This is a genomic window from Chryseobacterium sp. MYb328 (assembly GCF_037572595.1).
In the GTDB taxonomy this organism is placed as follows: Bacteria; Bacteroidota; Bacteroidia; order Flavobacteriales; family Weeksellaceae; genus Chryseobacterium; species Chryseobacterium pennae.
This window is the reverse complement of sequence record NZ_JBBGZQ010000004.1, coordinates 132,232-144,957: the sequence shown is the minus strand read 5'-3', so window position 1 is coordinate 144,957 and position 12,726 is coordinate 132,232. Positions and strand designations below refer to the sequence as shown.

The window sequence follows — 12,726 nt, the reverse complement described above, 5'->3', positions numbered from 1 at the left end:
ACTTATGTTTGAAGATAAATCACAGGAGCTGACGCCCATTTCAAAACTAGGAGAATTCGGTCTGATTAAACATCTGACAGAGCATTTTCCTTTATCCAACGAATCTTCGGAGCTTGGAGTAGGAGATGATGCGGCAGTAATTAATCCTGACAATAAAAAAGTAGTTCTTACCACAGACGTTCTGGCAGAAGGAGTACACTTCAATTTAGGCTATGTTCCGTTGAAACATTTAGGCTATAAAGCGGTGGTGGTAAACCTAAGCGATATTGCTGCTATGAATGCTGTTCCTACACAGATTTTAGTTTCTTTAGCCGTTTCCAACCGTTTTCCGGTAGAAGCGCTTGAAGAGATCTATGCAGGAATTCAGGCAGCATGTACAAGATATAAAGTAGACCTTATTGGTGGAGATACTACAAGCTCCAATTCAGGATTGGTAATGAGCATTACGGCAGTAGGAATCGAAGAAGGGGAAAATATTGTGAAGAGAAGCGGAGCAAAACCAAATGATCTTCTTGTAGTAACAGGAGATTTGGGTGGAGCTTATATGGGACTTCAGATTTTGGAAAGAGAACATGCCGTTTACCTTGCTGATCCTAATATGCAGCCGGAAATGGAGGGCTATGATTATATCCTGGAAAGACAGTTGAAACCTGAAGCAAGAACAGACGTTAAAACTATTTTGGAAGAGCTGGATATTAAACCTACTTCCATGATTGATATTTCTGACGGTTTAGCTTCTGAGATTCTTCACCTTTCCGATCAGTCTAAAGTAGGCTTCAGGTTATATGAAGAAAAGGTTCCATTGGACAGCCTTACGATCTCTACCGCAGATGAAATGAACTTAAACCCTGTAATGACTGCATTAAGCGGAGGTGAAGATTATGAATTACTGTTCACAATTTCACCAGATGATTTTGATAAAATTAAAAACCATCCGGATTTTACCATCATAGGACATGCTGTGGAAAAAGAAGAAGGAAACTTTATGGTAGCAAGAGGATCTAACCAATTGGTAGCTCTTACCGCTCAGGGATGGGATGCATTTTTAGGAAACCAGAACGGATAAAATTATTTAATTTTAAATATTGTAGAAAACCGCAGCACTTTTTTTGCTGTGGTTTTTGTTTATAGCTTAACTATTTTAAAACTCCAGTGATGATTATACCGGAAAAAGAAATACCGATGCACCATCTGACTTCTGAAGAATTTCAGATGAGTACTCTGAGTGCAGCTGGCCCTGAGAATTTCCATGATGTTCACCGGCATAATTTTTTTGAAATTATCTGGTTCAGGGAAGTGTATGAAAAAAGCCATTTAGAACTGGATTTTGAAAGTTATAAACTTGAGAACAATCAAATCTGCATCATTGCACCTGGACAGGCATTCAATATGAAGATAGAAGGAGAAGAGGGATATGCCATGGCGATAAGCCGGGAAATTTTCAACGAAGCCTGTGATATTGAATCTGTTCTTACTGGAGGTGTGCTTCCGTTCTTTTTAGATCCTAAAAATGAAAAAACCTGCAGTACACTTATCTCATTGATTGAACAGGAATATAAAGCCACTTCAAGAACAGAACTTTTAAAGGCTTATCTGAAAGCATTCTGTATCATTATTGGAGAACAAATTAATCCTCAGGAACTCTTGCTGAATGACCGTCAACGTGTTCATGACTTAGTAGGACTTATTGAGAAACATTATATAGAACAGAAGGAAACAGGTTTCTACGCCGAAAAACTAAAGATAAGTACCCATCACCTGAATGATATTGTGCGTCTTCTAAGAGGAACAACAGTAAAAAAAATGATCAACCAGCGTCTTCTCCTTGAAGCTAAAAGAGAACTCAGCTTTGGCGCGCTTACAGTAAAGGAGATTGCTTTTAAACTCGGTTTTAACGATGCTTCATATTTTTCAAGGTTTTTTAAGAAAAATACAGGGCAAAACCCAGACTTTTTTAAGAATAATGAAAAAAGATAATCCTCAATATTTACAATTTTTGGGGTTTTAAATTAGCATTTTTTACTTGTTATTGTATATTGGTCTTCAATTTGTCCTATACTTCCTTCAGTTCTGTTATTGTAATCTTTTGCTTTTTAAGGCAATTTTGCATCCTGAAAAAAAACCGCCTGTGAAGGCTTACAATTTATGAAGAAGTTAGGTATTGTAGTGTTTATTTTAGCATTACTCAACACGTTGGAATCTTTAAGTATAGATCTTTATCTTCCTGCTTTCCCAAGCATGGCTGAAATTTTTAAAACAGATATTGGGCATATCCAAATCTCTATTTCTGTTTTCTTTGCCGGATTTGCGTTCGGACAATTATTATGGGGACCTTTATCAGACAAAACAGGCCGTAAGCCGATGCTGTATTGTGGTCTTCTCCTCTTTATCATAGGGGCTACTGCCATTTATTTTACCTCAGATATTTATGTTTTATGGGCGATGCGTTTCTTACAGGCGTTTGGAGGAAGTGCGGGAATTGTGATTGGAAGAGCCATTATTATTGATTTGTATGATAAACAAAAATCTGTAACCATTTTTGCCCAACAATCTCAGATCAGTGGTATTGCCCCGATTGTAGCTCCTTTACTGGGAAGTGTATTTCTGAAATACTGGGGATGGAACAGTTCATTTGCTTTTTTATGCATCATGGGACTGATTACCTTCTTTATGGTATACAAATACGTTCCGGAAACAAATACAAGAATCAGCCAGCCGGATCATGACCTTCCGGATGAAAAAGGATTAAAGGAACAGTTGAAAATGATTATTTCCAACAAAGAATTCATCAACAGTACGATGGTGGGAAGTATTGCTTTTGCCTCTCTGATCATTTATATTTCAAATGCTCCGTTCTTATTTATGGAACTTCACGGATTCTCGAGTGAGACCTTCAGTTTTATATTTGCATTTAATTCATTAGCCTTGATTACAGCAGCTTATATTACTCCAAGGCTGATTAAGAGAATCAGTAATTCGGATCTTTTATTTGGAGCTACATTGATGCTGTTGCTGGTGTGTTCACTGCACATTCTGATCGCTGCCGGAAGCCTTTCTGTAGCTTTGGAAATCGCAATGCTGTATTTATCATTGCTGGCTATCGGAATTCTGTTCCCTATTACCTCTGCACATGCTTTATCTCCGTTTAAAGAGGGGAGAGGTACGGCTGCAGCGTTACTGGGATTCATGCAACTAATGGTTACCTTTTTAATATCAGGATTATTGGGGCTTTTAGAAGCAGATTCTATAATGCCGATGGTGGTTACCCGTGCAGGAATGGCATTGGTTGCTGTATGGTTTGGATATCAGATATTTAAAAGTAAAAGAACTGCCGTACAGGAATCTGTTGCTTAATTATGATAAGTAAGGAAGTGGGAAGCTGGAGGATGGAAGTTATTGAAGGTGAAGAATAAATAAATCTCAGGAGTAATGATTTTTCTGTATTTCACTACTTTATTTTATGGCAACTTTCAGTAATCCAACAGACTAAGAGTAACTTCCAGCTTCCTTCTTCTGACCCCCAGCTCGTTGAGCTTTATCCTGCCATTGCTTCTATTGGTCATACCATTCAGGCACTTAATCAAGTAATTTTTGTAAACAATCCCTAAAGGGTTCTCTTTGCGTAAAATTTAGAATATGAAAAGAAACCTTTTGACGGCTTTTTGCTGTCTGTTGCCATTAGGGTATTGGGTAAGTGCACAATCAGGAATCTCTGCAGAACTTAAAACAGAATATATTCCATCCTCTAATTATATCCGGCCGGAAGACAGCGTGAAAACCAATTCCAAAAGTGATTTTAAAAGAGTAAATCTGAACCTAAGTATTCCGTTATCGGTAAAAAAAGATAAAGATGGTAAGGTAAAAGCATGGGCTATGCTACTGAGTGGGTCTTACGCAAAAATGTCACACACAAATTATGAAACTCCGTTATTTCCGGATCAGATGTTGAACGCCCAGGTGGGACTACAGCATATAAGACCTTTAGGTAAAAAGTGGAGTATGATGATGATGGCATCCGTGGGAGTGTATACTGATATGGAAAAGATAAGCTTTGATGATGTGCTGGGCCAGGGTGGTATTGTGTTTATCAGGCATTTTAATCCTAATCTTGCTTTGGGTGTTGGACCGGTGCTTACGACAGCATTTGGAGTTCCAATGGTGTTACCGTGGATCTATTTTGACTGGAAAACCAACGGAAAGGTCAAATTCAGAATTAATTTCCCGGAAGGCGCGGAAGCCGGATATGAGTTCTCAGATGCCTTTACCTTAAAAGCTGTGGTTAACCTCAGCGGGATGACTGTAGAAAGGAATAAAGAGGGACAATCCATAATGTTCGGTTATCAGCAGATTACAGCAGGTCTGAAACCGGAAATAAAGATCAATGATAAGCTGAGTATAGGAATTACAGGAGGATCAACCTTAACGAGAAGTTTCATAGAAAGCGAGCGAAAGATCAAAAGCATTTTTAAAGAGAAAAAAATTGCAGATCCAAAGTTTTCCAGTACATTCTATGCTGCTGTATCTCTACGCTGGAATTTACCTTAAGATATGAGAAAATAAGCCGGAATGTATTTATTTGATCTTATTTTTAACTTTAATAATTCCCCCCACACCTTCCGGCTTTCCTCTTTTACTTACTGATAAGCTTCTTATAAACGACCTGATTAAGCAGTTCTTCTTTTCGAGTACGGGATATAGGAAGCTCTGTTTTATTGATGAACAGACGGCCTCCGGAAATCATATCGATGTGGGTGATGTTGATCAGGAATGATTTGTGAATCCTGAAAAAATGTTCGGAAGGCAACGATTCTTCAATGGCCTTCATGGTCTGATGGATGACCAGGGATTTATCTTTAAAATGCAGCTTTGTATAGTTCTGCATACTTTCAATATATAAAATGTCTACCCAGGAAACTTTGATAAAGGTATCAGATTGCCTTACGTACAGAAAAGGATCATCCCAAGGAGTGTTTTTCTTTAATTTTTCATTAATGATAAATTGCTGCTGGGCTTTATTGATAGCCTGATAAAAGCGGTTAAAAGCAATCGGCTTTAAAAGGTAATCCACTACCTGAAGACGGAATCCTTCCAATGCATACTCAGAATAGGCGGTCGTAAAAATACATAATGGCGGATTTTCAAGCTGCTCCAGGAAATCGATACCATTCAGATAAGGCATATTGATATCCAGCAAAAGAAGGTCTATTTCGCTTTCTTTTACCTTTGTTCCTGCTTCCAGTGCGGTAGCATAGGTTGCTTCTACAGATAAGAAATCGATCTTGTCTGCCAGTTCCTTAAGGTGAAATCTAGCCAATGGTTCATCATCTACGATCAGACATTTCATTTTGGGTATATTATTGCTCATTTTCAGACAGTTTTAAGGTTAAAGTTACTTTATAAACAAGATGATCAGACTCTATTTTAAGATCATAAGCATCAGGATATTGTAACTTAAGGCGTTTTTGTACATTTTGCAGGCCAATTCCGCCATCTTTCTTTTTATGAACGGCTATTTCTGAATAGGAATTCTCAACATAGAAGAAAAGATTATTGTTTTCTTCCTTGCAGAAAATTTTCACATAACCGGTTTGTCCCGGAAGTCTGCAGACATATTTAAAGGCATTTTCAATAAAAGGAACCAGTAGCAAAGGTGCAATGTAAGCCTTTGTATTATTGATTTTCAGCGTGGCATTTACATTGAGCTCATTTCCCCATCTCAGTTTTTCCACTTCAACAAGATTTTGGAGATATTCAACTTCCTTATCAAGAGGAACGAGGTTTTGATTGCAATGATAGAGCTGGTATCGTAAAATATCTGAAAACTTCATTAATAAAAAATCAGCAAGTTCAGTATCCGTTTTGATGAGAATATGGATGTGATTCAGAATGTTAAATACCACGTGGGGATTAATCTGGTCCTGAAGCAGCTTGAGTTGATTTTCCAAATGGGCTTGCTGAAGGAGAATATGGTCCCGTTCTATTCTTTCATGTTCAAGATAAAACTTAATACCGCATGTAGCTACACTTATCATAAAAGCAGCGGGAATGGCCATATAAAACCCTTGCCATAAAATGGGTAAATGGCCGTAAAAACCGGGTGGTAAATCAACGGTAGGAGCCACCTGAAGATAAGTGAAAATAATAGAATAAATACCACTTAAAATTAAAATATTCACTGTTGCCTGTACCAGAAAGATCTTCATTCTTTTTGTCCTTAAGGCTTTGGGAAGAAGCTTCTGGGCAAGATGATAAGTGAAAATAAAAGACGTTATTACAATGGCAATTGTTTGAAGTACAGCAATAAACCGGTCTGTGTTTGCCTGAAAATTAATCCATATTACAACGGCAAAAATACACCAGAAGCTGAGGTAAAATATATATTCTTTGAAAATATTAGGTTTTGTCATGGATGGGTCTGAAGAAGGTTTATAAAAAATTAGAAACTGCAGATTCACAGTTTCTAATCAGTCAAAGATAATTCAAGTTTTTAGAATAAGAAATAACCTATCCCAAGGCTAAAGCTGTGAGGTTTGGATTTAAATTCCTTACTGATGTTGGACAGTCCGTGTTCATACCTTAGATCTACTGTAAAGTTTTTATAATCGATACCAACCCCGCCAGTAAATCCAATATTGGATTTGTCAAACTTATTAAAACCTTCCTGCAGAGATTCGGAAACCGATAACTTGTTGTTGAAAGCGTAGCTGTACACGCCACCAGCAAATGCTCTTACATTAAAGTCATCGGTTTTAATAAATTTGTACCCAATCACTACAGGAATATCAATGGCATTCCATGTTAATTTTGCTTCTCCTTTGTCTTTTGCTTCGTAAGATGTTTTTCTTTTGTTGAACAGCGTTTCTCCTTGTACATACAGGCTTCCAATATCGAATCTTACCATTGCCCCTGCCTGATAGCCGAACCCGTATTTCCCTTCCAAGGAAGAAGATTCCGTTGAGGTTTTTGTAAAATTTGCCCCGCCCTTGATTCCGAAATGAATAGATGGAGTTTGTTGAGCCTGTGTATCCATAGAACATGTAATGCATAATAACAGTGAGCAGAATGCTAAAAATTGTTGTTTCATAATTTTAATTATTGTTAGAAATCTGCTGCAAAACAACGAATCCGGAAGGCTTGATAAAATTTTATTTGATGAACGGCAATCGGGTAGTGATGAGCTGTAGATATTGCTGTTTTATTCTTTGATAACATTGATTAAAAAGAAAAAATCCCACGACAAATGAAGTGAGATTTTATCAATAGACAGGGAAGGGTTAGTTTTTGATAAACTTAGAGCTTTGATCCCCTATTTTATACAGATAAACTCCTGCCTTAAGAGCTTCCACATCAATGGAAATGTTTTTCTCTCCGGAACTAAAGCTTTTATGGAGAACCATTTTTCCGGAAACATCATAGACCTGAACATTGTTTCCTCCGTTTCCGGGATTCATAATATTTAAAAGTTTGTTTGCAGGAATGGGAAAAGCTGAAAGCTTGTTTTTATTCTGAGTCTGAATTTCCAACGTAGTTAATGAAGAGGTAGGCAGAGAATATACTTCTGTAACAGTGTTAATGCCCAAGCTTTTTGAAATGACAAATTTGTTCTGATTAGAGGCCACTTCATGGAAGATCTGGTATTGAGAATGGTAATCGTTTCCAAATTGCCTGATGATATTTCCGTCTTCATTGATAATAAGCATTAGGTGTTGTCCGCCCTGATTATTGATAAAAGTGAGTATGAACTCTAATTTATCATCAGTATTAAAAATACGTTTGGAGATGGAGTAGTTTTCTGTAAGCAATTCGGGAATATACATATAGCTACTCGGGATATTGGGCGTTAGTGTTTTATACAATGCATGATTGGCGTTGTAGATATCAAAAGTATTATTCCCTTTACCAATCAGATAATGAGAAGTAGTGTTGTCTGAATAAACATCCCAATGACTGCTATCAGAAGTATAAGAATGCTCAAGGTTCATTTGGCCAAATACAGAATTTGCTGCTATAATGGCCATTGAAAAAAGAGTTTTTTTCATAAGTGATTGTTGTTTAATGAATTTGATGCAAAACAACAGATCTGAAAGATGAGCAGGAATTTTATTTGATGAATGGTAGAGATGTTTTGACGAGAATCTGTTTTCGAATGAAAATAAAAACGGAAGCCATTATAGCTTCCGATAGATTATTGTTTGATTTATCTTTAGTAAGGCTGCTCTGTGCAGTCATTCGGAGGTATGCATCCTCCTCCTCCTCCAGGATTTCCGCCACCGCCAACAGCAATGCATTGTCCCGGGCTTCCATCTTCATACATTTCGCAGGCTTTTCCCCAGGCACACTGGCAGTCACTCTGGCAGTTATATGAATCTCCTCCCATATGGCAGCTGTCTATCCCGTTACCAAGAATCGTTGAAAGATCCTTTCTTAAAAGTTTTTTCATTGTTTTCATAATGTAATCTGATGTTAAAAATTAATAGTTTTATTTATAATGTGAAGGGTAAATATAACAAAAAAACAAATTGGTTTTAATTTTAACTATCCGAAAATGAATAGGATATGGGTGGGTTGTTATATTGGATGATATAGAAAAAAAGACCCACTCTAAAGCGGGTCTTTTGTATTTATTTTTTAAATGTTAAAACTAAGGGAAGAGATATCGTAGATGATACCGGTTTTCCATTAGCTTCTGCAGGTTTCCACTTACCTTTTTCTTTGATACGGTAAAAGGCGGCTTCAATAAATGAATTTACATCTTCATTATTTCCCTTTGCCTGCACCCCCAAGGCATTTCCCTTAGAGTCTACTACAAAGTTTAATGTTGCCTTATAGGAATCTGAAGCAAAATTTAAGAACGCTAGATCAACAGTATCATACAATGATTTTTGAAATGCAGTTTTTCCTGCTTCATATTCCGCTTCTTTTGTCAGTTTAATTTTGACTGGCGGATCATTGGCTAATGCTTTTTTATCCTCTTCAGAAATTTTCTCCAGAGCATTTTTATAAGATGTTATTTTGTCTTCCGTAAGGAGCCACTCTAGCTTAGTTCTCAGATCATTAGGCTTAGGGTATTTGTTATACAGGGCCGTTTTCTTTCTTTCATATTTCGAATCAGCCTTTTGAAATGCAGATATCTGAGCACTTCCGAAAGCAAAAGATAGTATGAATGCTAATGCTAAGAGTTTTTTCATCTTATTAAGCTTTTACAATATTAATAATCACTTCTGTTGCCTTCTCCATGCTTTCTAAAGCAACATATTCATAAGGACCGTGGAAATTGATTCCTCCCGCAAAGATATTCGGGCAGGGAAGTCCCATATAAGAAAGCTGAGCACCATCTGTACCTCCTCGGATGGCTTTGATCTTAGGTTCAATACCGCTTTCTGTCATAGCTTTTGCTGCAAGATCCACGATGTGCATTTTACCTTCAAACTGTTGTTTCATGTTTCTGTATTGCTCCTTGATCTCTACTTCAGCAGTTCCTGCACCATGTTTCTGGTTGAATTCAGCTATTTTTTCTTCCATGAATTTCTTTCTTGCTTCAAATTTATCAGCATCGTGATCACGAATGATGTATTGAAGTTTAGCTTCAGAAATATCAGCAGTAATATCCATTAAATGATAGAATCCTTCGAATCCTTTAGTTGTTGAAGGAGTTTCATTGGCAGGTAACATTTGAGCAAATTCAGCAGCGAGTAAAGCCGCATTAATCATTTTACCATAAGCATATCCCGGGTGTACACTTAATCCGTGGATTTTTACTACCGCTCCGGCAGCGTTAAAGTTCTCATATTCAAGTTCTCCTACTTCTCCACCGTCCATTGTATATGCCCACTCAGCACCGAATTTAGCCACATCAAACTTGTGTGCTCCTCTTCCGATCTCTTCATCAGGAGTAAATCCTACAGCAATTCTTCCATGCTTGATTTCAGGATGAGCAATAAGATATTCAGCAGCTGTTACAATTTCTGCACAACCAGCTTTATCATCTGCTCCAAGAAGTGTATTTCCATCAGTAGTAATTAATGTCTGACCAATATATTTTTTTAAACTTTCAAACCTTGAAGGAGATAAAGTGAATCCTGTGGTTTGGTTCAACAGAAGGTCATTTCCATCATAATTTTCCCAAACCTGAGGCTTTACATTTTCCCCGCTGAAATCAGGTGATGTATCGTAGTGTGAAATGAACCCAATCGTAGGTCTGTCATCATTTTCAAGGTTAGAAGGAACGTAGCCCATAATATAACCGTGCTCATCAATTGAAACATTTTCCAAACCGATCGTTTTCAGTTCTTCAGTGATATAGTTTGCAATATCCCATTGACGCTCTGTAGAAGGTGTAGATTCACTTTCTGCATCACTCGTTGAGTATATTTTTACATAACTAAGAAAACGGTTCAGCAATTTCTCTTTCCATAATGGATTGAATTCTATTGTACTCATCAGATTTATTGTAAATTTTAACAAAGTTAGCAAATTTGATGCTCAGAATACATTATTTGCGACTGAATATCAGTTATTGAAATTATAAATCAGATATAAAACTTTGAAAATCAAAATAATGTTAGATTTGTATATCTCAGATCTAAACTTATTTAGTTTTATTATATTTGAGAAAATGAAAGTACCAATGTTTCTTACCGAATGTCCTAGAGATGCAATGCAGGGATGGGGAGAGTTTATCCCTACTGACAAAAAAATAGATTATATCAACTCCTTAATGGATGTTGGCTTTGATGTATTGGATTGTCTGAGCTTTGTTTCTCCCAAAGCAATTCCTCAGATGGCTGACTCTGATGAGGTAGCTGAAAATATTGATAAATCCCGCTCCCAAACAAAAGTTTCTGCTATTATCGGAAACTACAGAGGAGCTGAAAAAGCGTTAAAACATGAGTCTGTAGATATTCTTGGGTTTCCTTTTTCTATTTCTGAAACATTTCAGCATAGGAATACCAATAAGAGTCAGGAAGAGGCTTTTGATGAGATCATTAAAATGCTTGAACTTGTAAAAACTGAAGGAAAACAGCTGAATATTTATTTTTCTATGGCTTTTGGAAATCCATACGGTGAAATGTGGAAATGGGAAGATGTGGACCAATGGGCACAAAGGTTTTCAGATATCGGTGTAAAAGATATTCTGCTTTCCGATACAACCGGAGTGGCAACCCCTGAAACCATAGCCCTTTTATTTGAGAAAATTCCGTCAAAATATCCTGAAATCAACTTCGGGGGACATTTCCATAACCGCTATGAAGAATCTTATTCAAAACTAAAAGCAGCTTATGATCAGGGATGCAGAAGATTTGATAGTGCCATCAAAGGAATTGGCGGATGTCCTATGGCAAAAGATGACTTGGTAGGAAATATGCCTACAGAACAGGTGATAAACTTTATGAGTGTTGAAAAAGCAGATCACAAGCTGAATCTTTTAAACTTTGAAAGTTCTTACAATAAAGCTAAGGATATTTTTCATTTTTAAAATGATTTAAAATCTTTCACAAACTCTACGCAGATAAGACACTGGAATTAGAATCTGCGAAATCCATGTGATCTGCATGAAATTAAAAAAATAGAAATAGGAGCGGACTTTAGTCCGCTTTACTATATTCGTCAATCCATTGGCTTTAGCCAAAACCTAATTAGAATAACCTAAAATTCAACAAAATGTCTCCAATAATTTCACCCTTTGATTTAAAAACCCTTCCTATAGAAAACCTTATCATTCTTGATGCAAGAATAGGGAAAGATATAAAGCAAAACTATCTTAAAAAGCATATCAAAGGTGCAAGGTTCATTGATCTGGATAAAGATCTGGCGGATATAGGTGAAGATGCTGCTTTTGGAGGAAGACATCCGCTTCCAACTCCGGGAAAATTTGCAGAAACACTTTCCAATCTTGGGATTGCTGAAAATGCCCATATTGTTGTCTATGACGATAAAAATGGTTCAAACGCGGCTGCCAGAGCCTGGTGGATGCTAAGATCATTTGGTTTTGAAAACGTACAGGTTCTGGATGGCGGAATACAGGCTGCAGAAAAGAATGATGTGGATTTTTCGTCAGGAGAAGAAATATTTGGTAAGGCTCCTTTAATTAAAAAAGAAAATTGGATTCTTCCTGTTTCTAGTCTTGAAGAGGTAGAAGATCAATTGAAAATTAATTCGTCCACTGTAATTGATGTAAGAGACGCTTACCGATACAGAGGGGAATCTGAACCTATTGATCTGGTGGCAGGACACATTCCGGGAGCCATCAATATTCCTTTTTCTGAAAACCTGGATGAAAACGGATTTTTCTTGGGTTCTGAAATTCTAAAGGAAAAATACAATCAATTATTAAAAGATAAACCTGAAAACCTGATTATTCACTGTGGTTCTGGAGTAACAGCCTGTCATACTATTCTGGCATTAGTTCGTGCAGGTTTTAATGTTCCAAATCTTTATGTGGGTTCATGGAGTGAATGGAGCAGGAGAGGAGGAAAAATAATGGCAAAAGAAGTGTAAAAATAACTCTGAATTTGAGTGTCAACGATATAAAAAAGGATGTCATACTATGACATCCTTTTTTATATTTTTTACTTGAGTATTACTTTTTCCCCAGTTGTAGCAAAGAAATAATGATAAACCCTATTCCTGTTATAAAAGGAGGCTGAGCCTGCATTTTAGATCCTAAATAAAGCATATACACTCCTAACAAAGCAAGAATTACTGCTCCTGTTTTTTTTGCCATGA

At 36.9% G+C, this 12,726-nt stretch carries 14 protein-coding genes; 6 read left to right on the top strand and 8 right to left on the bottom strand.

What is annotated here, in order from left to right; translation table 11 throughout:
• Positions 1 to 4: 4 nt before the first annotated feature.
• From thiL to WH267_RS06285, 4 genes are all read left to right on the top strand, one after another.
• The gene (thiL, locus tag WH267_RS06300) at positions 5 to 1,066 is read left to right on the top strand and encodes a thiamine-phosphate kinase (protein WP_340006637.1); all 1,062 of its coding nucleotides are present in this window, start codon (positions 5 to 7) and stop codon (positions 1,064 to 1,066) included.
• A gap of 89 nt (positions 1,067 to 1,155) precedes the next feature.
• A complete protein-coding gene (locus tag WH267_RS06295) occupies positions 1,156 to 1,977 on the top strand; it encodes an AraC family transcriptional regulator (RefSeq protein WP_340006636.1) in 822 nt (273 codons plus the stop codon).
• Positions 1,978 to 2,145: 168 nt separating this feature from the next.
• Positions 2,146 to 3,354 (top strand): multidrug effflux MFS transporter, encoded by a 1,209-nt coding sequence (locus WH267_RS06290; protein WP_340006635.1) that lies wholly within the window; start codon positions 2,146 to 2,148, stop codon positions 3,352 to 3,354.
• 282 nt (positions 3,355 to 3,636) lie between these two features.
• Entirely contained in the window at positions 3,637 to 4,545 is a 909-nt protein-coding gene (locus tag WH267_RS06285; RefSeq protein WP_340006631.1) for a DUF6268 family outer membrane beta-barrel protein, read from the top strand.
• An 85-nt stretch (positions 4,546 to 4,630) separates the two neighbouring features.
• On the opposite strand, the gene WH267_RS06280 is transcribed toward WH267_RS06285, so the two are convergent.
• The 7 genes from WH267_RS06280 to pepT all read right to left on the bottom strand — a co-directional run bounded on the left by WH267_RS06280 (position 4,631) and on the right by pepT (position 10,440).
• Positions 4,631 to 5,365: a LytR/AlgR family response regulator transcription factor gene (locus WH267_RS06280; protein WP_340006628.1), complete on the bottom strand. Its 735-nt coding sequence runs from the start codon at positions 5,363 to 5,365 to the stop codon at positions 4,631 to 4,633.
• Positions 5,355 to 6,407, bottom strand: a complete 1,053-nt coding sequence (locus tag WH267_RS06275; RefSeq protein WP_340006625.1) for a sensor histidine kinase — start codon at positions 6,405 to 6,407, stop codon at positions 5,355 to 5,357. Before WH267_RS06275 ends, WH267_RS06280 begins: the two co-directional genes overlap by 11 nt.
• A gap of 80 nt (positions 6,408 to 6,487) precedes the next feature.
• Entirely contained in the window at positions 6,488 to 7,084 is a 597-nt protein-coding gene (locus WH267_RS06270) for a porin family protein (protein ID WP_115968493.1), read from the bottom strand.
• A gap of 190 nt (positions 7,085 to 7,274) precedes the next feature.
• The gene (locus WH267_RS06265) at positions 7,275 to 8,039 is read right to left on the bottom strand and encodes a T9SS type A sorting domain-containing protein (protein WP_340006619.1); all 765 of its coding nucleotides are present in this window, start codon (positions 8,037 to 8,039) and stop codon (positions 7,275 to 7,277) included.
• Positions 8,040 to 8,203: 164 nt separating this feature from the next.
• Positions 8,204 to 8,440 (bottom strand): hypothetical protein, encoded by a 237-nt coding sequence (locus WH267_RS06260; RefSeq protein ID WP_148060791.1) that lies wholly within the window; start codon positions 8,438 to 8,440, stop codon positions 8,204 to 8,206.
• A 181-nt stretch (positions 8,441 to 8,621) separates the two neighbouring features.
• Positions 8,622 to 9,188 (bottom strand): hypothetical protein, encoded by a 567-nt coding sequence (locus WH267_RS06255; RefSeq protein ID WP_340006616.1) that lies wholly within the window; start codon positions 9,186 to 9,188, stop codon positions 8,622 to 8,624.
• Positions 9,189 to 9,192: 4 nt separating this feature from the next.
• Positions 9,193 to 10,440, bottom strand: a complete 1,248-nt coding sequence (gene pepT, locus WH267_RS06250) for a peptidase T (RefSeq protein WP_340006612.1) — start codon at positions 10,438 to 10,440, stop codon at positions 9,193 to 9,195.
• Between the two features lie 187 nt (positions 10,441 to 10,627).
• Here pepT and WH267_RS06245 point away from each other — a divergent pair, with 187 nt between their 5' ends.
• Both WH267_RS06245 and WH267_RS06240 read left to right on the top strand, forming a co-directional pair.
• The gene (locus tag WH267_RS06245; protein ID WP_123320615.1) at positions 10,628 to 11,476 is read left to right on the top strand and encodes a hydroxymethylglutaryl-CoA lyase; all 849 of its coding nucleotides are present in this window, start codon (positions 10,628 to 10,630) and stop codon (positions 11,474 to 11,476) included.
• Between the two features lie 185 nt (positions 11,477 to 11,661).
• Positions 11,662 to 12,498 carry a sulfurtransferase gene (locus WH267_RS06240; protein WP_340006610.1) on the top strand — a complete coding sequence of 279 codons (837 nt, stop codon included), beginning with the start codon at positions 11,662 to 11,664 and terminating at the stop codon, positions 12,496 to 12,498.
• 82 nt (positions 12,499 to 12,580) lie between these two features.
• On the opposite strand, the gene WH267_RS06235 is transcribed toward WH267_RS06240, so the two are convergent.
• A complete protein-coding gene (locus tag WH267_RS06235; RefSeq protein WP_340006608.1) occupies positions 12,581 to 12,724 on the bottom strand; it encodes a hypothetical protein in 144 nt (47 codons plus the stop codon).
• Between the last annotated feature and the right edge of the window lie 2 nt (positions 12,725 to 12,726).

Excerpts from the sequence above, each read along its gene's own strand:
- thiL (WP_340006637.1), top strand. The coding sequence starts at position 5 with ATGTTTGAAGATAAATCACAGGAGCTGACGCCCATTTCAAAACTAGGA.
- WH267_RS06295 (WP_340006636.1), top strand. The coding sequence starts at position 1,156 with ATGATTATACCGGAAAAAGAAATACCGATGCACCATCTGACTTCTGAA.
- WH267_RS06290 (WP_340006635.1), top strand. The coding sequence starts at position 2,146 with ATGAAGAAGTTAGGTATTGTAGTGTTTATTTTAGCATTACTCAACACG.
- WH267_RS06285 (WP_340006631.1), top strand. The coding sequence starts at position 3,637 with ATGAAAAGAAACCTTTTGACGGCTTTTTGCTGTCTGTTGCCATTAGGG.
- WH267_RS06280 (WP_340006628.1), bottom strand. The coding sequence starts at position 5,365 with ATGAGCAATAATATACCCAAAATGAAATGTCTGATCGTAGATGATGAA.
- WH267_RS06275 (WP_340006625.1), bottom strand. The coding sequence starts at position 6,407 with ATGACAAAACCTAATATTTTCAAAGAATATATATTTTACCTCAGCTTC.
- WH267_RS06270 (WP_115968493.1), bottom strand. The coding sequence starts at position 7,084 with ATGAAACAACAATTTTTAGCATTCTGCTCACTGTTATTATGCATTACA.
- WH267_RS06265 (WP_340006619.1), bottom strand. The coding sequence starts at position 8,039 with ATGAAAAAAACTCTTTTTTCAATGGCCATTATAGCAGCAAATTCTGTA.
- WH267_RS06260 (WP_148060791.1), bottom strand. The coding sequence starts at position 8,440 with ATGAAAAAACTTTTAAGAAAGGATCTTTCAACGATTCTTGGTAACGGG.
- WH267_RS06255 (WP_340006616.1), bottom strand. The coding sequence starts at position 9,188 with ATGAAAAAACTCTTAGCATTAGCATTCATACTATCTTTTGCTTTCGGA.
- pepT (WP_340006612.1), bottom strand. The coding sequence starts at position 10,440 with ATGAGTACAATAGAATTCAATCCATTATGGAAAGAGAAATTGCTGAAC.
- WH267_RS06245 (WP_123320615.1), top strand. The coding sequence starts at position 10,628 with ATGTTTCTTACCGAATGTCCTAGAGATGCAATGCAGGGATGGGGAGAG.
- WH267_RS06240 (WP_340006610.1), top strand. The coding sequence starts at position 11,662 with ATGTCTCCAATAATTTCACCCTTTGATTTAAAAACCCTTCCTATAGAA.
- WH267_RS06235 (WP_340006608.1), bottom strand. The coding sequence starts at position 12,724 with ATGGCAAAAAAAACAGGAGCAGTAATTCTTGCTTTGTTAGGAGTGTAT.